Origin of the sequence: Streptomyces sp. DG2A-72 (genome assembly GCF_030499575.1) — a bacterium.
Taxonomy (GTDB): domain Bacteria; phylum Actinomycetota; class Actinomycetes; order Streptomycetales; family Streptomycetaceae; genus Streptomyces.
In genome coordinates, this window is record NZ_JASTLC010000001.1 from 7,772,166 (window position 1) to 7,793,966 (window position 21,801).

A 21,801-nucleotide genomic window follows, 5' to 3' on the forward strand; every position below is an offset into this window, starting at 1 on the left:
AGGATGGAGATGCCGAGGGGGCCCGGGGAGGAAACGGGGGAGGTGGGCCCTGCGCCCCCCATGGCAACGGATATGGTGGCGCTCCGCGTCGTACGAGCGGCGCGAGGAAGCCTTGTCCAGCAGGGGGAAGTACCAGGTGAGCACGGGGACGTCGACAGGTTTCTGCCGAATCACGATCGCGGCGCCGGACAGCCGGGTCGATGTCGCGCTACCGGAGGATCTGCCGATTCAGGACCTTTTTCCTGAGATCGTCAGGCTCTCGGGCCTGGCCCGGCCGGACGCCGATCCGGCCGGCTACCACCTCGTCACCCGCGAGGGCCAAGTACTCGACGCCAGCCGCTCGTTGCTCGAGCACCGGGTCAGGGACGGCGACGTGCTGCTGCTGCGCACCTTCGCCGACTCCCTGCCGCCGGCCGTGCACGACGACGTCGTGGACGCGATCGCCGCCGCGGTCAAGCAGGACATCCGCAGCTGGAACGACAACCTGATGCGCGTGGCCGGTCTCGTCTCCGGCGCACTGCTGCTGGTCATGCTCGGCTTCGTCTTCTGGTTCGCGGATCCGATACGGCACGACATGCACGGCCTGCAGGGCATCCTCGCCGGCGTGGTCGCCCTGGCCCTGACGGCACTCGCCGGGGTACGGGCCCGGGTGTACGACGACCGTGGTTCCGCCGTCGCACTCGGCATCTCGGCACTTCCGCACGCGCTCATCGCGGGCTCCGGCGTCATCCCCCAGGACGCGGGCGAAGGCCCCGGCCGGATCCAGTTCCTCGTCGGCTGTGTCGCCGTACTCCTCCTCTCGGTCGTGCTGATCATGCTGCTGCCGCAGGGCGACGCCCCGTTCGTGGCCGCCGCGCTGGCCGCCGGGATCGGCACGCTCGCCGTGTTCTGCGGGGTGCTCACCGAGGCGGAGCCGCGGGAGATCGCCGCCGGCACCTCCGTCGTCGGCCTGGCGGTCGTCGGCTTCCTGCCCGGCTGGTCCGCCCGCTTCGCCAAGCTGCCGATCGGCTTCCGCAACCCGGAGGACCTGGCCCGGGCCCGTCGTGAGGGCCGCGAGGGCGACCTCGAAGCAGTCGACGTCCAGCGCATCGTCGCCCAGACCAGCCGGGGCCACGAACTGCTGCTCGGCCTGGTCGGAGGCTGTGCCGCCGTCATCGTCGGCGCCGGTGGCGCGGTGCTCGGCTTCAGCGACGGGGGCTGGGCCCAGCTGCTGGCCCTGTGCACCGGCCTCGCCGCGATGCTGCGCGCACGTCTCTTCCGGTACACCGCCCAGGTCACCTGCCTGTTCGTGGCCGGTGTCAGCACGATCGCGCTGCTGGTGCTCGGCCTGGCCATCTCGCCGCCGGCCGGCATCGTCGTCGAGCTCCTCAAGGGCGACTCCAGCGCCGTCGACATCCGGACCCTGTGGCTCGCCGCCACGGTCGGGGTGGGCGTGCTGGTCCTGATCGCGATCGCGCTGATCGTGCCGCAGAAGGGGCTCTCCCCGTTCTGGGGCCGCATGCTCGATCTCGCCGACTCGCTGGTGCTGCTCTCCCTGGTCCCGATCTGCCTGGCCGTCCTCGATGTCTACGGCAAGGTCCGCGGCGGCATCTGACCGGCGCAGGACGCCTGTCAAGAGCGCGCTCGTCTGCTGGTACGCTGTGTGACGGCCGTTCGTGTACGCACCCCCGGAGCCCCTGGCTCTGGAGGCCGCGCCCAGCGGATCCCCGCCTCCCGAGTAATGGAAGCTCCCCCGAGAAGTGGACCGGGGGCACTCGGTGGCCCTTCACAGACTACGAGGAGTACGCGTGTCGCTCGACGCCGCTACGAAGAAGCAGATCATCACCGAGTTCGGTACCAAGGAGGGCGACACCGGCTCTCCCGAGGTCCAGGTCGCGATGCTCTCGCGCCGTATCTCGGACCTGACCGAGCACCTCAAGACCCACAAGCACGACCACCACTCCCGTCGTGGTCTGCTGATCCTGGTCGGTCAGCGCCGTCGGCTGCTGCAGTACCTGGCGAAGAAGGACATCGCGCGCTTCCGTGCGCTGGTCGACCGCCTCGGCATCCGCCGCGGTGCGGCGGGCGCCAAGTAAGACGCCGTGAAGGGAGCGGTTCCCGAGACGATCGGGGGTCGCTCCCTTTGCCGTACGTGCGGAAACGTGCGGAGTGTCACACCCGCTTTGTAGTGTGGTAGCAGAACGCAATACGCACGACACAGCACAACCCGAAAGAAAAGAGAGGAGAAGCGCGCCTCGCCGCCGCCGGTCCTCGGTAGTGGCCCCCGGGGGAAAGCGAGCCCCGGGTGCTTCGATCGAAGACCGGCCCGCACCAGACGGAGCGCTTCTCCGCAACCGTCCCCCTGCCACACGGGCAGCCACGGGACAAAGACGACAAGTAACGGAGAAAACGCTAGTGGAGAACGAGACCCACTACGCCGAGGCCGTCATCGACAACGGCTCCTTCGGCACCCGCACCATCCGCTTCGAGACGGGCCGCCTGGCCAAGCAGGCCGCCGGCTCCGCCGTGGCGTACCTGGACGACGACACCATGGTGCTGTCGGCCACCACCGCCTCCAAGAACCCCAAGGACCAGCTCGACTTCTTCCCCCTGACGGTGGACGTCGAGGAGCGGATGTACGCCGCCGGCAAGATCCCCGGCAGCTTCTTCCGCCGTGAGGGCCGGCCGTCCGAGGACGCCATCCTCACCTGCCGCCTCATCGACCGCCCGCTGCGCCCGTCCTTCAAGAAGGGCCTGCGCAACGAGATCCAGGTCGTCGCCACGATCATGGCCCTCAACCCCGACCACCTGTACGACGTCGTGGCGATCAACGCCGCCTCCGCGTCCACGCAGCTGGCCGGTCTGCCCTTCTCCGGCCCGATCGGCGGCGTCCGCGTCGCGCTGATCAACGGCCAGTGGGTGGCGTTCCCGACGCACACCGAGCTCGAGGACGCCGTCTTCGACATGGTCGTCGCGGGCCGCACCCTGGAGGACGGCGACGTCGCGATCATGATGGTCGAGGCCGAGGCCACCGAGAAGACCATCCAGCTGGTCAAGGGCGGCGCCGAGGCGCCGACCGAGGAGGTCGTCGCCGCCGGTCTGGACGCCGCGAAGCCCTTCATCAAGGTCCTCTGCAAGGCCCAGGCGGACCTCGCCGCGAAGGCCGCCAAGCCGACCGCCGAGTTCCCGATCTTCCTGGACTACCAGGACGACGTGCTGGAGGCTCTCACCGGCGCCGTCAAGCCGGAGCTCGCCCAGGCGCTCACCATCGTCGGCAAGCAGGAGCGCGAGGCCGAGCTGGACCGCGTGAAGACGCTCGCCGCCGAGAAGCTCCTGCCGGAGTTCGAGGGCCGCGAGAAGGAGATCTCCGCCGCGTACCGCTCGCTGACCAAGTCCCTGGTCCGTGAGCGCGTCATCAAGGAGAAGAAGCGCATCGACGGACGTGGCGTCACGGACATCCGTACGCTCGCGGCCGAGGTCGAGGCCATCCCGCGGGTGCACGGTTCCGCCGTGTTCGAGCGGGGCGAGACCCAGATCCTGGGCGTCACCACCCTGAACATGCTCCGTATGGAGCAGCAGCTGGACACCCTCTCCCCGGTGACCCGCAAGCGCTACATGCACAACTACAACTTCCCGCCGTACTCCACCGGCGAGACCGGCCGCGTCGGCTCCCCGAAGCGCCGCGAGATCGGCCACGGCGCCCTCGCCGAGCGTGCCCTGGTCCCGGTCCTGCCGACGCGTGAGGAGTTCCCCTACGCGATCCGCCAGGTCTCCGAGGCGCTCAGCTCGAACGGCTCGACGTCCATGGGCTCGGTCTGCGCCTCCACCATGTTGCTGCTGAACGCCGGTGTGCCGCTGAAGGCCCCGGTCGCCGGTATCGCCATGGGCCTGATCTCCCAGGAGATCGAGGGCGAGACGCACTACGTCACCCTCACCGACATCCTCGGTGCGGAGGACGCCTTCGGCGACATGGACTTCAAGGTCGCCGGCACCAAGGAGTTCGTGACCGCCCTCCAGCTCGACACCAAGCTGGACGGCATCCCGGCCTCCGTCCTGGCCGCGGCCCTCAAGCAGGCCCGTGACGCCCGCCTCCACATCCTCGACGTGATGATGGAAGCGATCGACACGCCGGACGAGATGTCCCCGAACGCCCCGCGGATCATCACCGTCAAGATCCCCGTGGACAAGATCGGCGAGGTCATCGGCCCCAAGGGCAAGATGATCAACCAGATCCAGGAGGACACCGGCGCCGAGATCACGATCGAGGACGACGGCACCATCTACATCGGTGCCGCCGACGGCCCGGCCGCCGAGGCCGCCCGCGCCACGATCAACGGCATCGCCAACCCGACGATGCCGGAGGTCGGCGAGCGCTACCTGGGTACGGTCGTGAAGACCACCACCTTCGGCGCGTTCGTCTCCCTGCTCCCCGGCAAGGACGGTCTGCTGCACATCTCGCAGATCCGCAAGCTGGCCGGCGGCAAGCGCGTGGAGAACGTCGAGGACGTCGTCGGCGTGGGCCAGAAGGTCCAGGTCGAGATCGCCGAGATCGACTCCCGCGGCAAGCTCTCCCTGATCCCGGTCATCGAGGGTGAAGCGAGCGACAGCGAGGACGACGAGAAGGACGACCAGAAGGACGACACCAACCAGTGACGTCGAGCAGCTCCACGGCGACGGCCCGCACCTCTTCGGAGGCGCGGGCCGTCGCCCGTACCCAAACCCTGATCAAGGGCGTCAACGGCATCGGTACGGTCCGTAAGACCACCCTCCCCGGAGGCCTCCGGGTCGTCACCGAAACCCTCCCGTCCGTGCGCTCCGCCACCTTCGGCATCTGGGCGCACGTCGGCTCCCGCGACGAGACGCCGGCGCTGAACGGCGCCACGCACTACCTCGAGCACCTCCTCTTCAAGGGCACCACCCGCAGGTCCGCACTGGACATCTCCTCCGCCCTCGACGCGGTCGGCGGCGAGATGAACGCGTTCACGGCCAAGGAGTACACGTGCTACTACGCGCGCGTGCTCGACGCCGACCTGCCGCTCGCCATCGACGTCGTCTGCGACATGCTCACGGGCTCCCTCATCCTCGAAGAGGACGTCAACGTCGAGCGGGGCGCGATCCTCGAAGAGATCGCGATGACCGAGGACGACCCGGGCGACTGTGTGCACGACCTGTTCGCGCACACGATGTTCGGCGACAACCCCCTCGGCCGCCCCGTCCTCGGCACGGTCGACACGGTCAACGGCCTCACCGCCGACCGCATCCGCCGCTTCTACAAGAAGCACTACGACCCGACCCACCTGGTGGTCGCCTGCGCCGGCAACATCGACCACAACAAGGTCGTACGACAGGTCCGCGCCGCCTTCGAGAAGGCGGGCGCCCTCAAGAGCCTGGACGCCACGCCCATCGCCCCGCGCGACGGCAGCCGGACCCTGCGCACCGCCGGCCGTGTCGAGCTGATCGGCCGCAAGACGGAGCAGGCGCACATCGTCCTCGGCATGCCGGGCCTGGCCCGCACGGACGAGCGCCGCTGGGCGCTGGGCGTGCTGAACACGGCGCTCGGCGGCGGGATGTCGTCCCGCCTCTTCCAGGAGGTCCGCGAAAAGCGCGGGCTGGCCTACAGCGTGTACTCGTACACCTCCGGCTTCGCCGACTGCGGCCTCTTCGGCGTGTACGCGGGCTGCCGCCCGTCCCAGGTGCACGACGTGCTGAAGATCTGCCGGGACGAACTCGACCAGGTCGCCGAGCACGGCCTGCCCGAGGACGAGATCGACCGCGCCATCGGCCAGCTCCGTGGCTCCACGGTCCTCGGCCTGGAGGACACGGGCGCGCTGATGAACCGTATCGGCAAGAGCGAACTGTGCTGGGGCGAGCAGATGTCCGTCGACGACATGCTGGCCCGGATAGCCTCGGTCACCCCGGACGACGTCCGCGCGGTCGCCCGCGACATCCTGGGACAGCGGCCCTCGCTGTCGGTCATCGGCCCGCTGAAGGACAAACAGGCGTCCCGTCTGCACGAAGCGGTCGCGTAAGTCCTCTCCTGAAGGAACTGAAGGAAGCAAGAACATGAGCAAGCTGCGCGTGGCGGTCCTCGGTGCCAAGGGCCGGATCGGATCCGAGGCGGTACGGGCGGTCGAGGCCGCCGAGGACATGGAGCTGGTCGCCGCCCTCTGCCGGGGCGACAAGCTGGAGACGCTGGCCGAGTCCGGCGCTCAGGTCGCCGTCGAACTGACCACGCCGGCCTCGGTGATGGGCAACCTCGACTTCTGCGTACGGCACGGCATCCACGCCGTCGTGGGTACGACGGGCTGGACCGAGGACCGTCTCGCGCAGCTCAAGGGCTGGCTGGCCCAGTCCCCGGAGACAGGCGTGCTCATCGCGCCCAACTTCTCCATCGGGGCCGTCCTGACGATGAAGTTCGCGCAGATCGCCGCGCCCTACTTCGAGTCCGTCGAGGTCGTCGAGCTGCACCACCCGAACAAGGTGGACGCCCCCAGTGGCACCGCCACCCGCACGGCCCAGCTCATCGCCGAGGCGCGGGCGAACGCGGGCTCCGCCCCGGCGCCGGACGCCACGGTCACCGCCCTGGACGGCGCCCGCGGCGCGAACGTCGACGGGGTTCCGGTCCACGCGATCCGGCTGCGCGGTCTGCTCGCCCACCAGGAGGTGCTGCTGGGCGGCGAGGGCGAGACGCTGACCGTCCGCCATGACTCGCTCCACCACAGCAGCTTCATGCCGGGCATCCTGCTCGGCGCCCGCCGCGTGGTGACCACTCCGGGCCTCACCTTCGGCCTGGAACACTTCCTGGACCTCGGCTGACCGTCATGCGCGCGAAGATCACTTATGCCGTCACGGCTGCCGTCCTGGTCATCTACTTCGTCCTGGTCGGCAGCCGCGGCGTCATGCTCATCCAGGCCGACACGGCCCTGACCGTCACCTTCGGTGTGGCGGTGCTGATCCTGCCGGTGATCGGCCTGTGGTTCCTCTGGAAGAACACGGAGTTCGTCCGCAAGGCCAACCGGCTCGCCGCCGAACTCGACGCCGAGGGCGGCCTGCCCGTCGACGAACTCAAGCGCACCCCTGGCGGACGCATCGACCGGGACTCGGCCGACGAGGTCTTCGCCAAGCGCAAGGCCGAGACGGAGGCCGCCCCCGACGACTGGCGCAGCTGGTTCCGCCTCGCCGTCGCCTACCACGACGCCCGCGACACCCCACGCGCCCGCAAGGCGATGCAGCGCGCGATCACGCTGAGGGAGACGGCGCGCTGAGGAGCGCCCCGAAGGGGCGCGGGGCTGTGTCAATATGCGGCTCCGCCGCGCGGGCGCGACCAGCCCTCACCGGCCCGCAGATTCTCACGTTGCTCCTAGCTGCGCGCCTCCGCGGCCCACGCCTCGATCGTGTCCGCGGCCCGGTCGAACGCCTCCGGCCGCGCCAGGAAGTCGGCGTTGTGCGTGGTCAGCAGAGGATGCTCGTCCTCCGGAGCCCGCCCCTGTCGTACGAGGGTCAGGGCCTGCCCCTGAACCGTGCGCGGCAGCCCGAGCCAGCGCACCGGCTGCTGCACCGTCCGCACGGCGACGATCCGGTTCCAGGCCACCGTATGTGTGCCGAGGAAGCCCACCCGGCGCAGACCGCGCACGCTCACCCACACGCCCATGCGCAGCATCCGCAGGGCGGCGACGATCACGGCCAGCGCGATGCCGAAGACGACTCCGGACTCGGTGAGTGTGCCGGTCAACGCGATGATGACGGCCGCGAACAGCACATACGAGGCGAGCAGCAGCAGAATCGCCGCCACGCCCACCCGGCAGGGCCCGGGACGGTAGGGACGCCGCCAGCGGTCGCGGTCGTCGAACGGCAGCGGGACATCCTCCGCTGCTTCGTATGCGCGGTCGGCCGTCAGGAAGGGCAGGGGCACGGCTGGTCCTCACTCAATCCATGCATGGGCTGTGCCCGGTGAGGTTATCGACCCGTGTCCCCGCTCACCACCCTCGGGGGTCCGGATGGGGTCAGTGCCCGCTGTCCGCCTGCGACTGCTCGGGCTGCGTGGACGACTGGTCCTGGGACAGCGCCGGCATGCCGAGCACCAGGGACCCGACCAGCCCCGCCACGATGGTGAGACCCAGCAGCCAGCGCCCGGCTATCTGCCCCGCGGACGCCCGCTCACGCGGTGGAGGCGCGACATTGCTGCGATACCTGTCGGACTCGGCGACGAAGGCGAACGGGACGGTTTCGCGCCGACGAAACATCAGAGGCACCTCTCCTCTCGGGGACCCCGGGCCTCTCGGGGCTCTCAGGGATCGAACGAATCGCTGTCACCAAGACAGACGAGCGAACGCCTCAAAAGGTGCCCGATTTCCCCGACTTCGCAGAAGTTCGCCAAAGTTCGCTGTTGTTCGCGACCGAATGTCGCAGCCCGGCACCGAACGCCCCGTTGTCAGTGCCGGGCCGTAGAGTGGGCGCCGCCCCAGAGAAGTGATGGAAGGGACCCTCCGAGCCGTGACCGACACCCCCGCCGACGACCTCAAGCCCAGCTTCCGCGGTGACGTCACCGTCGAGCTGGTGAAGCACACCGCGTCCGACGCCGACGTGCTGTTCGCCGCCCGCGTCTCGACCATCGGCGAGCAGTCCCTGGACGAGCTGGGCAAGGACCCCGAGCGCTCCAAGGGCCTGATCAACTACCTGATGCGGGACCGGCACGGCAGCCCCTTCGAGCACAACTCGATGACCTTCTTCATCAGCGCCCCCATCTTCGTCTTCCGCGAGTTCATGCGCCACCGCGTGGGCTGGTCGTACAACGAGGAATCGGGCCGGTACCGGGAGCTCCAGCCGGTCTTCTACGTCCCCGACGAGTCCCGCAAGCTGGTCCAGGAGGGCCGCCCCGGCAAGTACGTCTTCGTCGAGGGCACCCAGGCCCAGCAGGAGCTGGTCGGCCGTGTGATGGAGGACTCGTACCGACAGGCGTACGAGTCCTACCAGGAGATGCTCGCCGCCGGCGTCGCCCGCGAGGTGGCCCGCGCGGTCCTCCCCGTCGGCCTGTTCTCCTCCATGTACGCCACCTGCAACGCCCGCTCGCTGATGCACTTCCTGGGCCTGCGCACCCAGCACGAACTGGCGAAGGTCCCGTCCTTCCCGCAGCGCGAGATCGAGATGGTCGGCGAGCAGATGGAGGCGGAGTGGGCCAAGCTCATGCCGCTCACGTACGCCGCGTTCAACGCCAACGGCCGCGTCGCGCCGTAACGCACTGATGCTGCCCTGCCGGGCACAGATGTACGGGGCAGCCGGGCGAAGTGTCCGTATTGCGGCATTTAGAGAAGTTCATCTAGCCTGATCAAACGGACCCGGCACTGCTTGAACCCCCGAGCAGGCAGTGCCGGGCTCCACTTTTGTCATAACTTGTCGCCTGCCCCGAGGGCAGACCCCGCATTGAGCAGCGAGTAGCGTGTTACCCATGGCTCCGACCTCCACTCCGCAGACCCCCTTCGGGCGGGTCCTCACCGCCATGGTCACGCCCTTCACGGCGGACGGCGCACTCGACCTCGACGGCGCGCAGCGGCTCGCCGCCCACCTGGTGGACGCAGGCAACGACGGCCTGATCATCAACGGCACCACCGGCGAGTCCCCCACCACCAGCAATGCGGAGAAAAAGGATCTCGTACGAGCCGTCCTCGAGGCGGTCGGCGACCGGGCCCACGTCGTCGCCGGTGTCGGCACCAACGACACCCGCCACAGCCTCGAGCTCGCCCGCGAGGCCGAGGAGACGGGCGCGCACGGCCTCCTGGTCGTGACGCCGTACTACAACAAGCCCCCGCAGGACGGCCTCTACCGGCACTTCACAGCCATCGCCGACGCCACCGAGCTGCCGGTCATGCTCTACGACATCCCCGGCCGCAGCGGCGTCCCGATCAACTCCGAGACGCTGGTCCGTCTCGCCGAACACCCGCGCATCGTCGCCAACAAGGACGCCAAGGGCGACCTAGGCCGGGCCAGCTGGGCCATCGCACGCTCAGGCCTCGCCTGGTACTCCGGTGACGACATGCTGAACCTGCCGCTGCTCTCCGTGGGCGCAGTCGGCTTCGTCTCCGTCGTCGGCCACGTGGTCACCCCCGAGCTGCGCGCCCTGGTCGAGGCGTACACCGCGGGCGACGTCCACAAGGCGACCGAGATCCACCAGAAGCTGCTCCCGGTCTACACCGGCATGTTCCGCACCCAGGGCGTCATGACCACCAAGGCTGCGCTCACCCTCCAGGGCCTGCCCGCCGGACCGCTGCGCGCACCGATGGTCGAGCTCACTCCAGAGGAGATCGAGCAGCTCAAGATCGATCTTGCCGCGGGCGGGGTACAGCTCTAACACCAGACTTCGCGCGAGTGCTCGCGCAACGAAACTCCACAACTGAATAGCAGGCCACCGGTGCCTGCACCCGACAACGACAACTGCTACTGCACGAACGTCATGCGCGCCACGTGCCCACCGGTACGTGGCGCGTGTGGTGAGGAGAGTCTTTTGAGTCATCCGCATCCCGAACTCGGCCCGCCCCCGTCGCTTCCCGACGGCGGCCTACGGGTCACCCCGCTGGGCGGCCTCGGTGAAATCGGCCGGAACATGACGGTCTTCGAATACGGCGGCCGCCTCCTGATCGTCGACTGCGGAGTGCTCTTCCCCGAGGAGGAGCAGCCCGGAATCGACCTGATCCTGCCGGACTTCTCGTCCGTCAGAGACCGCCTCGACGACATCGAGGGCATCGTCCTCACCCACGGCCACGAGGACCACATCGGCGGCGTCCCCTTCCTGCTCCGCGAGAAGCCGGACATCCCGCTGATCGGCTCCAAGCTGACCCTCGCCCTCATCGAGGCCAAGCTCCAGGAGCACCGCATCCGCCCGTACACCCTCGAGGTGGCGGAGGGGAACCGCGAACGCATCGGCCCCTTCGACTGCGAGTTCATCGCGGTCAACCACTCCATCCCGGACGCGCTGGCCGTGGCCATCCGCACCCCGGCCGGCATGGCCGTGCACACCGGCGACTTCAAGATGGACCAGCTCCCGCTGGACGGCCGGCTCACGGATCTGCACGCGTTCGCGCGTCTGAGTCAGGAGGGCATCGACCTGCTCCTCTCCGACTCGACGAACGCCGAGGTCCCGGGCTTCGTCCCGCCCGAGCGCGACATCTCGAACGTCCTGCGCCAGGTCTTCGCGACCGCCCGCAAGCGGATCATCGTGGCCAGCTTCGCCAGCCACGTCCACCGCATCCAGCAGATCCTGGACGCGGCCCACGAGTACGGCCGTCGCGTCGCCTTCGTCGGCCGCTCCATGGTCCGCAACATGGGCATCGCACGAGACCTCGGCTACCTCAAGGTCCCGCCCGGCCTGGTCGTCGACGTCAAGACCCTCGACGACCTCCCGGACGACGAGATCGTGCTGGTCTGCACGGGCTCACAGGGCGAACCCATGGCCGCCCTGTCGCGGATGGCGAACAGGGACCACCAGATCCGCATCGTCGAAGGCGACACGGTGATCCTTGCGTCGTCGCTGATCCCCGGCAACGAGAACGCGGTCTACCGCGTGATCAACGGCCTGACCCGCTGGGGCGCGGACGTCATCCACAAGGGCAACGCCAAGGTCCACGTCTCGGGACACGCCTCCGCCGGCGAGCTCCTGTACTTCTACAACATCTGCCGACCGAAGAACCTGATGCCGGTGCACGGCGAATGGCGCCACCTGCGCGCCAACGCCGAACTGGGCGCCCTGACCGGCGTCCCGCACGACCGCATCGTCATCGCCGAGGACGGCGTCGTCGTCGACCTCGTCGAGGGCAAGGCCAAGATCTCCGGCAAGGTCCAGGCGGGCTATGTCTACGTCGACGGCCTCTCCGTCGGCGACGTGGGCGAGCCGGCTCTCAAGGACCGCAAGATCCTCGGCGACGAGGGCATCATCTCGGTCTTCGTCGTCATCGACGCGTCGACCGGCAAGATCACGGCCGGACCGCATGTCCAGGCCCGTGGCTCCGGCATCGAGGACTCGGCCTTCAGCGACGTCCTCCCGAAGGTCACGGAAGTCCTGGAGCGCTCCGCCCAGGACGGCGTCGTGGAGCCCCACCAGCTGCAGCAACTCATCCGACGCACGCTGGGCAAGTGGGTCTCGGACACGTACCGGCGCAGGCCGATGATCCTCCCTGTCGTGGTGGAGGTCTGACCCGCGTACGACCCCTTAGTACGTGCCAACCTGGAGCGGGGCGCCTCGATTTGCATCGAGGCGCCCCGCTCCAGTACGTTTACGGCTCCTCCTCACGGGAACCCGGCCACTTCGTGGGCCGGAACCAGTCCCCGAACGGGATGGGAATTCCGACTCAGAATCTCTGATAAAGTCGGAGCCGCCGGAAAGGGAAACGCGAAAGCGGGAACCTGGAAAGCACCGAGGAAATCGGATCGAGAAACGATCTGATAGAGTCGGAAACGCAAGACCGAAGGGAAGCGCCCGGAGGAAAGCCGCGAGAGTGTCTCTCGGGTGAGTACGAAGGAAGCGTCCGTTCCTTGAGAACTCAACAGCGTGCCAAAAATCAACGCCAGATATGTTGATACCCCGTCCGTCGGAAATCTTTTTCGATGGTCGTGGTTCCTTTGAAGAAATACACAGCGAGGACGTTGTGAACGGTCGGGCTTATTCCGCCCGACGGTTCCGCTCTCGTGTGTGTTGACCGGATAACCGGTACACATTCACGGAGAGTTTGATCCTGGCTCAGGACGAACGCTGGCGGCGTGCTTAACACATGCAAGTCGAACGATGAACCACTTCGGTGGGGATTAGTGGCGAACGGGTGAGTAACACGTGGGCAATCTGCCCTTCACTCTGGGACAAGCCCTGGAAACGGGGTCTAATACCGGATAGCACTCTCACGGGCATCTGTGGGGGTTGAAAGCTCCGGCGGTGAAGGATGGGCCCGCGGCCTATCAGCTTGTTGGTGAGGTAATGGCTCACCAAGGCGACGACGGGTAGCCGGCCTGAGAGGGCGACCGGCCACACTGGGACTGAGACACGGCCCAGACTCCTACGGGAGGCAGCAGTGGGGAATATTGCACAATGGGCGCAAGCCTGATGCAGCGACGCCGCGTGAGGGATGACGGCCTTCGGGTTGTAAACCTCTTTCAGCAGGGAAGAAGCGCAAGTGACGGTACCTGCAGAAGAAGCGCCGGCTAACTACGTGCCAGCAGCCGCGGTAATACGTAGGGCGCAAGCGTTGTCCGGAATTATTGGGCGTAAAGAGCTCGTAGGCGGCTTGTCACGTCGGGTGTGAAAGCCCGGGGCTTAACCCCGGGTCTGCATTCGATACGGGCTAGCTAGAGTGTGGTAGGGGAGATCGGAATTCCTGGTGTAGCGGTGAAATGCGCAGATATCAGGAGGAACACCGGTGGCGAAGGCGGATCTCTGGGCCATTACTGACGCTGAGGAGCGAAAGCGTGGGGAGCGAACAGGATTAGATACCCTGGTAGTCCACGCCGTAAACGGTGGGAACTAGGTGTTGGCGACATTCCACGTCGTCGGTGCCGCAGCTAACGCATTAAGTTCCCCGCCTGGGGAGTACGGCCGCAAGGCTAAAACTCAAAGGAATTGACGGGGGCCCGCACAAGCAGCGGAGCATGTGGCTTAATTCGACGCAACGCGAAGAACCTTACCAAGGCTTGACATACGCCGGAAACGTCTGGAGACAGGCGCCCCCTTGTGGTCGGTGTACAGGTGGTGCATGGCTGTCGTCAGCTCGTGTCGTGAGATGTTGGGTTAAGTCCCGCAACGAGCGCAACCCTTGTCCTGTGTTGCCAGCATGCCCTTCGGGGTGATGGGGACTCACAGGAGACCGCCGGGGTCAACTCGGAGGAAGGTGGGGACGACGTCAAGTCATCATGCCCCTTATGTCTTGGGCTGCACACGTGCTACAATGGCCGGTACAATGAGCTGCGATGCCGTGAGGTGGAGCGAATCTCAAAAAGCCGGTCTCAGTTCGGATTGGGGTCTGCAACTCGACCCCATGAAGTCGGAGTTGCTAGTAATCGCAGATCAGCAGTGCTGCGGTGAATACGTTCCCGGGCCTTGTACACACCGCCCGTCACGTCACGAAAGTCGGTAACACCCGAAGCCGGTGGCCCAACCCGTTTACGGGAGGGAGCTGTCGAAGGTGGGACTGGCGATTGGGACGAAGTCGTAACAAGGTAGCCGTACCGGAAGGTGCGGCTGGATCACCTCCTTTCTAAGGAGCACCTGGCCCCTTCTGGGGGTCCAGACACCAGAACGCGAGCGTACGTCTCGCGCTGGTTGCTCATGGGTGGAACGTTGATTATTCGGCACGGTTCAGGATGGATCAGGCGCTAGTACTGCCCTCGGGCGTGGAACGCTGATCTGGTCGACTGACCGTGCCGGGCACGCTGTTGGGTGTCTGAGGGAATGATTTCCTTCAGGTGCCGGCCCCAGTGAACTCGGATCGTAGGTCCGGGGTGGTGGGTGGCTGGTCGTTGTTTGAGAACTGCACAGTGGACGCGAGCATCTGTGGCCAAGTTTTTAAGGGCGCACGGTGGATGCCTTGGCACCAGGAACCGATGAAGGACGTGGGAGGCCACGATAGGCCCCGGGGAGTCGTCAACCAGGCTTTGATCCGGGGGTGTCCGAATGGGGAAACCCGGCAGTCGTCATGGGCTGTCACCCATACCTGAACACATAGGGTATGTGGAGGGAACGCGGGGAAGTGAAACATCTCAGTACCCGCAGGAAGAGAAAACAACCGTGATTCCGGGAGTAGTGGCGAGCGAAACCGGATGAGGCCAAACCGTATGCGTGTGAGACCCGGCAGGGGTTGCGTATACGGGGTTGTGGGATCTCTCTTTCACGGTCTGCCGGCCGTGAGACGAGTGAGAAACCGTTGATGTAGGCGAAGGACATGCGAAAGGTCCGGCGTAGAGGGTAAGACCCCCGTAGTCGAAACGTCAACGGCTCGTTGGAGAGACACCCAAGTAGCACGGGGCCCGAGAAATCCCGTGTGAATCTGGCGGGACCACCCGTTAAGCCTAAATATTCCCTGGTGACCGATAGCGGATAGTACCGTGAGGGAATGGTGAAAAGTACCGCGGGAGCGGAGTGAAATAGTACCTGAAACCGTGTGCCTACAAGCCGTGGGAGCGTCGGAACGAGGCTTGCCTTGTTCTCGTGACTGCGTGCCTTTTGAAGAATGAGCCTGCGAGTTTGCGGTGTGTTGCGAGGTTAACCCGTGTGGGGAAGCCGTAGCGAAAGCGAGTCCGAACAGGGCGGGATAGTAGCGCGCTCAAGACCCGAAGCGGAGTGATCTAGCCATGGGCAGGTTGAAGCGGCTGTAAGAGGTCGTGGAGGACCGAACCCACCAGGGTTGAAAACCTGGGGGATGACCTGTGGTTAGGGGTGAAAGGCCAATCAAACTCCGTGATAGCTGGTTCTCCCCGAAATGCATTTAGGTGCAGCGTCGTGTGTTTCTTGCCGGAGGTAGAGCACTGGATAGGCGATGGGCCCTACCGGGTTACTGACCTTAGCCAAACTCCGAATGCCGGTAAGTGAGAGCGCGGCAGTGAGACTGTGGGGGATAAGCTCCATGGTCGAGAGGGAAACAGCCCAGAGCATCGACTAAGGCCCCTAAGCGTACGCTAAGTGGGAAAGGATGTGGAGTCGCACAGACAACCAGGAGGTTGGCTTAGAAGCAGCCACCCTTGAAAGAGTGCGTAATAGCTCACTGGTCTAGTGATTCCGCGCCGACAATGTAGCGGGGCTCAAGCGTACCGCCGAAGTCGTGTCAATCCAGCATAAGGGCTAACGCCTGCTGGGTTGGGTAGGGGAGCGTCGTCTGCCGGGTGAAGCAGCCGCGGAAGCGAGTTGTGGACGGTTGACGAGTGAGAATGCAGGCATGAGTAGCGATTCACACGTGGGAAACGTGTGCGCCGATTGACTAAGGGTTCCTGGGTCAAGCTGATCTGCCCAGGGTAAGTCGGGACCTAAGGCGAGGCCGACAGGCGTAGTCGATGGATAACCGGTTGATATTCCGGTACCCGCTGTAAAGCGTCAAACATTGAATCCAGTGATGCTAAGCCCGTGAAGCCGTTCCGGACCCTTCGGGGAATGGAAAGTGGTGGAGCCGGTGACCCTAGTTGGTAGTAGGTGAGTGATGGGGTGACGCAGGAAGGTAGTCCATCCCGGGCGGTGGTTGTCCCGGGGTAAGGGTGTAGGACGTCAGGTAGGTAAATCCGCCTGGCAGTAGTCTGAGACCTGATGCCGAGCCGATTGTGGTGAAGTGGATGATCCTATGCTGTCGAGAAAAGCCTCTAGCGAGTTTTATGGCGGCCCGTACCCTAAACCGACTCAGGTGGTCAGGTAGAGAATACCGAGGCGTTCGGGTGAACTATGGTTAAGGAACTCGGCAAAATGCCCCCGTAACTTCGGGAGAAGGGGGGCCATCACCGGTGAGAGCACTTGCTGCTTGAGCTGGGGGTGGCCGCAGAGACCAGCGAGAAGCGACTGTTTACTAAAAACACAGGTCCGTGCGAAGCCGTAAGGCGATGTATACGGACTGACGCCTGCCCGGTGCTGGAACGTTAAGGGGACCGGTTAGTCCTGTTTCGACGGGGCGAAGCTGAGAACTTAAGCGCCAGTAAACGGCGGTGGTAACTATAACCATCCTAAGGTAGCGAAATTCCTTGTCGGGTAAGTTCCGACCTGCACGAATGGCGTAACGACTTCTCGACTGTCTCAACCATAGGCCCGGTGAAATTGCACTACGAGTAAAGATGCTCGTTTCGCGCAGCAGGACGGAAAGACCCCGGGACCTTTACTACAGTTTGATATTGGTGTTCGGTTCGGCTTGTGTAGGATAGCTGGGAGACTGTGAACTCTGGACGCCAGTTCAGGGGGAGTCGTCGTTGAAATACCAGTCTGGTCGTGCTGGATGTCTAACCTGGGTCCGTGATCCGGATCAGGGACAGTGTCTGATGGGTAGTTTAACTGGGGCGGTTGCCTCCTAAAGAGTAACGGAGGCGCCCAAAGGTTCCCTCAGCCTGGTTGGCAATCAGGTGTTGAGTGTAAGTGCACAAGGGAGCTTGACTGTGAGACCGACGGGTCGAGCAGGGACGAAAGTCGGGACTAGTGATCCGGCGGTGGCTTGTGGAAGCGCCGTCGCTCAACGGATAAAAGGTACCCCGGGGATAACAGGCTGATCTTCCCCAAGAGTCCATATCGACGGGATGGTTTGGCACCTCGATGTCGGCTCGTCGCATCCTGGGGCTGGAGTCGGTCCCAAGGGTTGGGCTGTTCGCCCATTAAAGCGGTACGCGAGCTGGGTTTAGAACGTCGTGAGACAGTTCGGTCCCTATCCGCTGCGCGCGCAGGAACATTGAGAAGGGCTGTCCCTAGTACGAGAGGACCGGGACGGACGAACCTCTGGTGTGCCAGTTGTTCTGCCAAGGGCATGGCTGGTTGGCTACGTTCGGGAGGGATAACCGCTGAAAGCATCTAAGCGGGAAGCCTGCTTCGAGATGAGTGTTCCCACCCCCTTTGAGGGGTTAAGGCTCCCAGTAGACGACTGGGTTGATAGGCCGGATCTGGAAGCCCTGTAAGGGGTGGAGGTGACCGGTACTAATAGGCCGAGGGCTTGTCCTCAGTTGCTCGCGTCCACTGTGTTAGTTCTGAGGCAACGACCGTGTCATGTTTCCGGTTGGAACTTCATAGTGTTTCGGTGGTCATAGCGTGAGGGAAACGCCCGGTTACATTCCGAACCCGGAAGCTAAGCCTTACAGCGCCGATGGTACTGCAGGGGGGACCCTGTGGGAGAGTAGGACACCGCCGAACAAAACTTGAATGGGTTGGACCCGGAACTTCGGTTCTGGGTCCAACCCTTTTTTGTTCTGCGTTACTTGACGTTCACGTTGCGCAACAAGCATCCGCAGCATGGGTACTGCTGCAATGCTCCGGGCTGCCGGCGTCGGAGTCGGTGACGAGGTCGTCGTCCCGGCGTTCGGGAACGTGGAGGTCGCCGAGGCCGTGGCGATGGCTGGTGCGCTGCCGGTGTTCGCCGATATAGACCCGGTGACGTACTGCCTGGACACGTCCGCCGTCGAGGCGGCCGTAACTCCGCGGACAGTGGCCCTGGTTGTCGTACACCGCTTCGGTCGGCCGGCGGACATCGCGCGGCTGCATGAGCTCGGGCAGCGGCATGGGCTGCTGGTGCTGGAGCAGGGGGAGTCCGAAGTGCCGTACGACGAGGTTGCTCAGCGCAGGGAGCGTGCCTCCTATCTCGATGCGAAGTTGAAGGGCGTGCTGACGCCCGATGGTGGTCACGGGCACACCTATCAGCAGTACGTCGTGAGGGTGCCGGGGAACGGGCGGCCCGACCGGGACGCCTTCGCTCGGGCCTTGAGGGCCAGGGGCGTTGAGTGCCGGGTGCCGGTGAAGACGCCTGTGCATCGGCTGCCGGAGTTCCGTCGGTGTGTGTCTCTTCCGGAGACCGAGCGGGCCGCGGACGAGACGTTGGCGCTGCCTGTGGAGGCGTCGTTGACGAAGCGGGACATGCAGCGAATAGTGTCCGCGTGCAATGCCCTCGGGGGACTGCTTCAGCCTGCCTTCTGACAGGAAGAGCTGGTTGGGAGCACAGGTTCGTTCGGGGTATGATCTATTCCGTTGCCGCGAGGGAAACCTCGAGAACGCGACAGGCCCCTATAGCTCAGTCGGTAGAGCGTCTCCATGGTAAGGAGAAGGTCAACGGTTCGATTCCGTTTGGGGGCTCCAGTGGAAAGGCCTCCCGCCCATCGGCGGGGGGCCTGCTTGTTGTTGTCCTAGTCCTTGTGGAGTCCCGGGACCCGCATCGCCAGGATCGCCATGTCATCGGACGGGGCGTCGGATGCGAAGCGCTCCACCGCGCGCATGATGCGGGCCGCGACGGCGCCGGCCGTGAGGCCCGTACAGGTGGTGAGGACGTCGGTGAGGCCGTCGTCGCCCAGCATGCGGCTGCCCTCGCGGCGTTCGGTGACGCCGTCCGTGACGCACAGGAGGACGTCGCCGGGGTCCAGGGTGACCGTCTGCTCGTACAGCTCGAGGTCCTCCATGACACCGAGGAGCGGCTGGGGTTCGGCGGCCGGTTCGACCGTGCCGTCCTGGCGGAGTCGGAGGGGGAGCGGGTGGCCGGCGCAGACCACCTTCAGCTCCGCGCTGCCGTCGTCCTGGGGGCGCATCTCGCCGTACAGGAGCGTCAGAAAGCGGCTGCGGGCGCCCTCGTCGAGGATGGCGGAGTTCAGGCGCTCCAGGACCGCAGGGCCGCTCAGGCCCTCGCGAGCGAGGAGGCGCAGGGCGTGCCGGGCCAGGCCCGTGACCGCCGCCGCGTTCGGGCCCGTACCGCAGACGTCGCCGATGGCGAAGCCGTAGGCGCCGTCGCTGATGGGGAAGACGTCGTAGAAGTCGCCGCCGACCTCGTTGCCCTCGCCGGCCGCGCGGTAGATGACTTCGACCTCGACGCCCTCGATGTCGGGGAGTTCGGGCGGCAGGAGGCTGCGCTGGAGGGACTGGCTGATGGCTGTGCGCTCGGAGTAGAGGCGGGCGTTGTCCAGGGCCAGGGCGGCTCGGCGGGACAGGTCCTCGGCCAGCTCCAGGATTTCCTGGCGGAAGTGTTCGTCCGTCGGCTTGCCGAGCGTCAGCATGCCGATCACGCGGTTGCGGGCCACGAGGGGCAGGACCACTGTCTCGCCGCCGACCGCCGAGGCCGTGGCCAGCGTCGGGCCGATGCCCGAACTGACCCGAGGGATGGGCTCGCCCAGGCCGAGGCTGCGCATGGACGTGCGCAGCGCCGCCTGGTGGGCCGACTCCGCGGGGGCCGACCAGACGCGGGCGCCGGGGGTGGGCACGGGATCCGGCGGGGCGATCTTCGAGAGCAACGACTTGATACCGTCGATGAGTTCCTCGTCCTCGTGCAGGACGTACGACAGGTACGGCTCCGAGGCCTGATCGGCGATCGTGTAGACCGCACACCAGGTCGCGAGGGTCGGGACCGTCATCTGGGCCATGAGGGCGAGCGTCTGGTCGCGGTCGAGCGTGCCGGCGAGCAGGTCGGAGGCCTCGACCAGGAAGCTCAGCGAGCCTCGGCGCAGGCGCTCCAGTTCACCCAGACGGGCCGACTCGACGGCCAACGCGATGCGGTCCGCGGCGAATTGGAGGCGCAGCGCCTCCTCGTTCGAGTATCTGCCGGGGCCCTCCGCGGCGACGCCCAGGGAGCCGGTGAGGCGGCCCTCGACCTTCAGCGGGACGGTGACGACCGAGCGCATACCGGTGCCGTTCAGCAGGGGTACGGCGCCGGGGACCATGGTGAGGTCCTCGTGGACCGCCGGCATGCGGGCCGAGCCGTAGCGACCCGGGCCCGCCTCGACGGGAACGCGGGCGAAGCGCTGGCGGGCGGAGGGCAGGCCGGTGGAGGCGCGGACCTCCAACTCCGTTTCGTCGTCGGTGGCGAGGAGCAGGAACGCGCTGTCGCCGTCGAGCATGTCGCGGGCGCGTTCCACGGTGCGCTGGAGGAGGCCGTCGAGGTCGTCCGGGGGCGGGGAGCCGATGAACACCTCGAAGGGGTCGGTGTTCTGGCCGTCCGCGCCGGTGGCGGAGTCGGAGGAGGGGTGGCGCAACGGCGTCTGCAGGACGGCGCGTTCGTGGTCCCGTACGAGAAGGCAGACCGTGGACGGCTCGCCGCCGGTGTCGCGGACCCGGAGGTGGGAGGCGTACACCGGGGTCACCCTGCCGTTGGCGCCGCGGATGCCGTAACTGCCCTCCCAGCGCGAGAGTTGAAGTGCCTCCGCGACGCCGGTGCTGGTGCCCGGGGTGTGCGGCCAGGCCGTGAGGTCCGTGAGGGGCTTGCCGTTGACCTGTTCGGAGGCGTAGCCGAAGAGTTCCTCGGCGTCCTCGTTCCAGGCGGAGATGCAGCCCGTACGGTCGATCTGGACGACGGCGACGCGGACGCGGCCGTCGGCGAGGGGCAGGAGGTCTGCGGGGAGCGAGGGGCCCGCCGCGCGGGTGCCCACCGCACGCTCGGGGAGGTCGAGTTGGAACCAGACCTGCTTGTGGGTGGGCGTGTACTCGACGCCCCAGCGGCCGGCCAGCGCCGCGCACAGCTGGAGGCCGCGGCCGCCCTCGCGGTCCGGGCTGCCCATGTTGACGGCGGAGCCCTGGAGCGGGATCTCGCGCTCCGGGTAGCGGTCGGCGACTTCGATCCGGACGCCGTCGTCACTGCGCAGGCACAGGACGTCCGCGGAGGTGCCCGCGTGCACGACGGCGTTGGTCACCAGCTCGCTGGTGAGGACCACGGCGTCGTCGACGATGTCGGCGAAGCCCCAGCCCTGGAGCGTGTCGCGGACGAAGGCGCGGGCGGTCGCGACCGATCGCCCGACGGGCTCGAAGCTGGCGGCCGCGCGCGCGGTGATCACAGAACTCCTCGACCGGTTGTCGACGTGCAGGGCTCCCTGGCCGACCGGCTCCCGTCGCGTTTGCGACGGCAGGCCGTCGGTCGGCCGGGGGTCCGGGGGGTGTCCCCGGGGATCAGTCCGGTGGTCATGGTGCGGCCGCCCCTCCGATGCCCGCTCGTTCTCGTGCCACCGCCCAGGCCGGACGGACCGGCGCGGCTGGACAGCCGCATGCAAGGTTACTTACCTTCCCCGTCCATGCGGATGCCGGTCTGCAGTGTTTCCGTCCGGAGGGTGTGCGGACGGTGTGGGAAGCTGCCGAACTGTTATGGCCGGGTTCAGTGAGGGTGAAACACTGGGCAAGCTTCTTGTGAAGGTCCGGACAGGCAGAGTGAGATC

Annotated in this window: 12 protein-coding genes, 1 tRNA gene, 3 rRNA genes and 1 pseudogene; 14 read left to right on the forward strand and 3 right to left on the reverse strand. The window is 66.3% G+C overall.

Features of this window, described 5'->3' with window-relative positions:
* Window positions 1–136: 136 nt before the first annotated feature.
* The 6 genes from eccD (at window position 137) to QQY66_RS37070 (ending at window position 7,244) form a co-directional block, all read left to right on the forward strand.
* The gene (eccD, locus tag QQY66_RS37045) at window positions 137–1,594 is read left to right on the forward strand and encodes a type VII secretion integral membrane protein EccD (protein WP_301984704.1); all 1,458 of its coding nucleotides are present in this window, start codon (window positions 137–139) and stop codon (window positions 1,592–1,594) included.
* A 193-nt stretch (window positions 1,595–1,787) separates the two neighbouring features.
* Window positions 1,788–2,075: a 30S ribosomal protein S15 gene (gene rpsO / locus QQY66_RS37050; protein WP_210582679.1), complete on the forward strand. Its 288-nt coding sequence runs from the start codon at window positions 1,788–1,790 to the stop codon at window positions 2,073–2,075.
* A 319-nt stretch (window positions 2,076–2,394) separates the two neighbouring features.
* Window positions 2,395–4,632 (forward strand): polyribonucleotide nucleotidyltransferase, encoded by a 2,238-nt coding sequence (locus tag QQY66_RS37055; protein WP_301984706.1) that lies wholly within the window; start codon window positions 2,395–2,397, stop codon window positions 4,630–4,632.
* Window positions 4,629–6,008: a pitrilysin family protein gene (locus QQY66_RS37060; protein ID WP_301984707.1), complete on the forward strand. Its 1,380-nt coding sequence runs from the start codon at window positions 4,629–4,631 to the stop codon at window positions 6,006–6,008. The genes QQY66_RS37055 and QQY66_RS37060 overlap by 4 nt, the downstream gene beginning before the upstream one ends.
* A gap of 34 nt (window positions 6,009–6,042) precedes the next feature.
* A complete protein-coding gene (gene dapB / locus QQY66_RS37065) occupies window positions 6,043–6,795 on the forward strand; it encodes a 4-hydroxy-tetrahydrodipicolinate reductase (RefSeq protein ID WP_301984709.1) in 753 nt (250 codons plus the stop codon).
* A gap of 5 nt (window positions 6,796–6,800) precedes the next feature.
* Window positions 6,801–7,244: a hypothetical protein gene (locus QQY66_RS37070; protein ID WP_301984710.1), complete on the forward strand. Its 444-nt coding sequence runs from the start codon at window positions 6,801–6,803 to the stop codon at window positions 7,242–7,244.
* Window positions 7,245–7,339: 95 nt separating this feature from the next.
* Here QQY66_RS37070 and QQY66_RS37075 read toward each other — a convergent pair whose 3' ends face one another.
* Both QQY66_RS37075 and QQY66_RS37080 read right to left on the reverse strand, forming a co-directional pair.
* Window positions 7,340–7,891 carry a hypothetical protein gene (locus tag QQY66_RS37075; protein ID WP_301984711.1) on the reverse strand — a complete coding sequence of 184 codons (552 nt, stop codon included), beginning with the start codon at window positions 7,889–7,891 and terminating at the stop codon, window positions 7,340–7,342.
* Between the two features lie 91 nt (window positions 7,892–7,982).
* On the reverse strand, window positions 7,983–8,222 hold the full coding sequence (locus QQY66_RS37080) for a hypothetical protein (RefSeq protein ID WP_301984712.1): 240 nt from the start codon (window positions 8,220–8,222) through the stop codon (window positions 7,983–7,985).
* A 250-nt stretch (window positions 8,223–8,472) separates the two neighbouring features.
* On the opposite strand from QQY66_RS37080, the gene thyX reads away from it, so the two are divergent.
* The 8 genes from thyX (at window position 8,473) to QQY66_RS37120 (ending at window position 18,754) form a co-directional block, all read left to right on the forward strand.
* Entirely contained in the window at window positions 8,473–9,213 is a 741-nt protein-coding gene (thyX, locus tag QQY66_RS37085; protein WP_301984713.1) for an FAD-dependent thymidylate synthase, read from the forward strand.
* A 211-nt stretch (window positions 9,214–9,424) separates the two neighbouring features.
* Window positions 9,425–10,324: a 4-hydroxy-tetrahydrodipicolinate synthase gene (gene dapA / locus QQY66_RS37090; protein WP_301984714.1), complete on the forward strand. Its 900-nt coding sequence runs from the start codon at window positions 9,425–9,427 to the stop codon at window positions 10,322–10,324.
* A 153-nt stretch (window positions 10,325–10,477) separates the two neighbouring features.
* Window positions 10,478–12,163: a ribonuclease J gene (locus tag QQY66_RS37095; RefSeq protein WP_301984715.1), complete on the forward strand. Its 1,686-nt coding sequence runs from the start codon at window positions 10,478–10,480 to the stop codon at window positions 12,161–12,163.
* Between the two features lie 520 nt (window positions 12,164–12,683).
* Window positions 12,684–14,210: ribosomal RNA gene (locus tag QQY66_RS37100) — 16S ribosomal RNA — on the forward strand.
* A 298-nt stretch (window positions 14,211–14,508) separates the two neighbouring features.
* Window positions 14,509–17,629 (forward strand): 23S ribosomal RNA (locus QQY66_RS37105).
* A gap of 72 nt (window positions 17,630–17,701) precedes the next feature.
* Window positions 17,702–17,818, forward strand: a 5S ribosomal RNA gene (gene rrf, locus QQY66_RS37110).
* The 16S, 23S and 5S rRNA genes sit together here, the layout of an rRNA operon.
* Window positions 17,819–17,932: 114 nt before the next feature.
* Window positions 17,933–18,595, forward strand: coding sequence for a DegT/DnrJ/EryC1/StrS family aminotransferase (locus QQY66_RS37115; RefSeq protein ID WP_301987623.1), 663 nt, complete (start codon window positions 17,933–17,935; stop codon window positions 18,593–18,595).
* 83 nt (window positions 18,596–18,678) lie between these two features.
* Window positions 18,679–18,754, forward strand: a tRNA-Thr gene (locus tag QQY66_RS37120).
* A gap of 47 nt (window positions 18,755–18,801) precedes the next feature.
* Here the strand turns inward: QQY66_RS37120 and QQY66_RS37125 are convergent.
* Window positions 18,802–21,554 (reverse strand): annotated as a pseudogene (locus tag QQY66_RS37125) (SpoIIE family protein phosphatase).
* Between the last annotated feature and the right edge of the window lie 247 nt (window positions 21,555–21,801).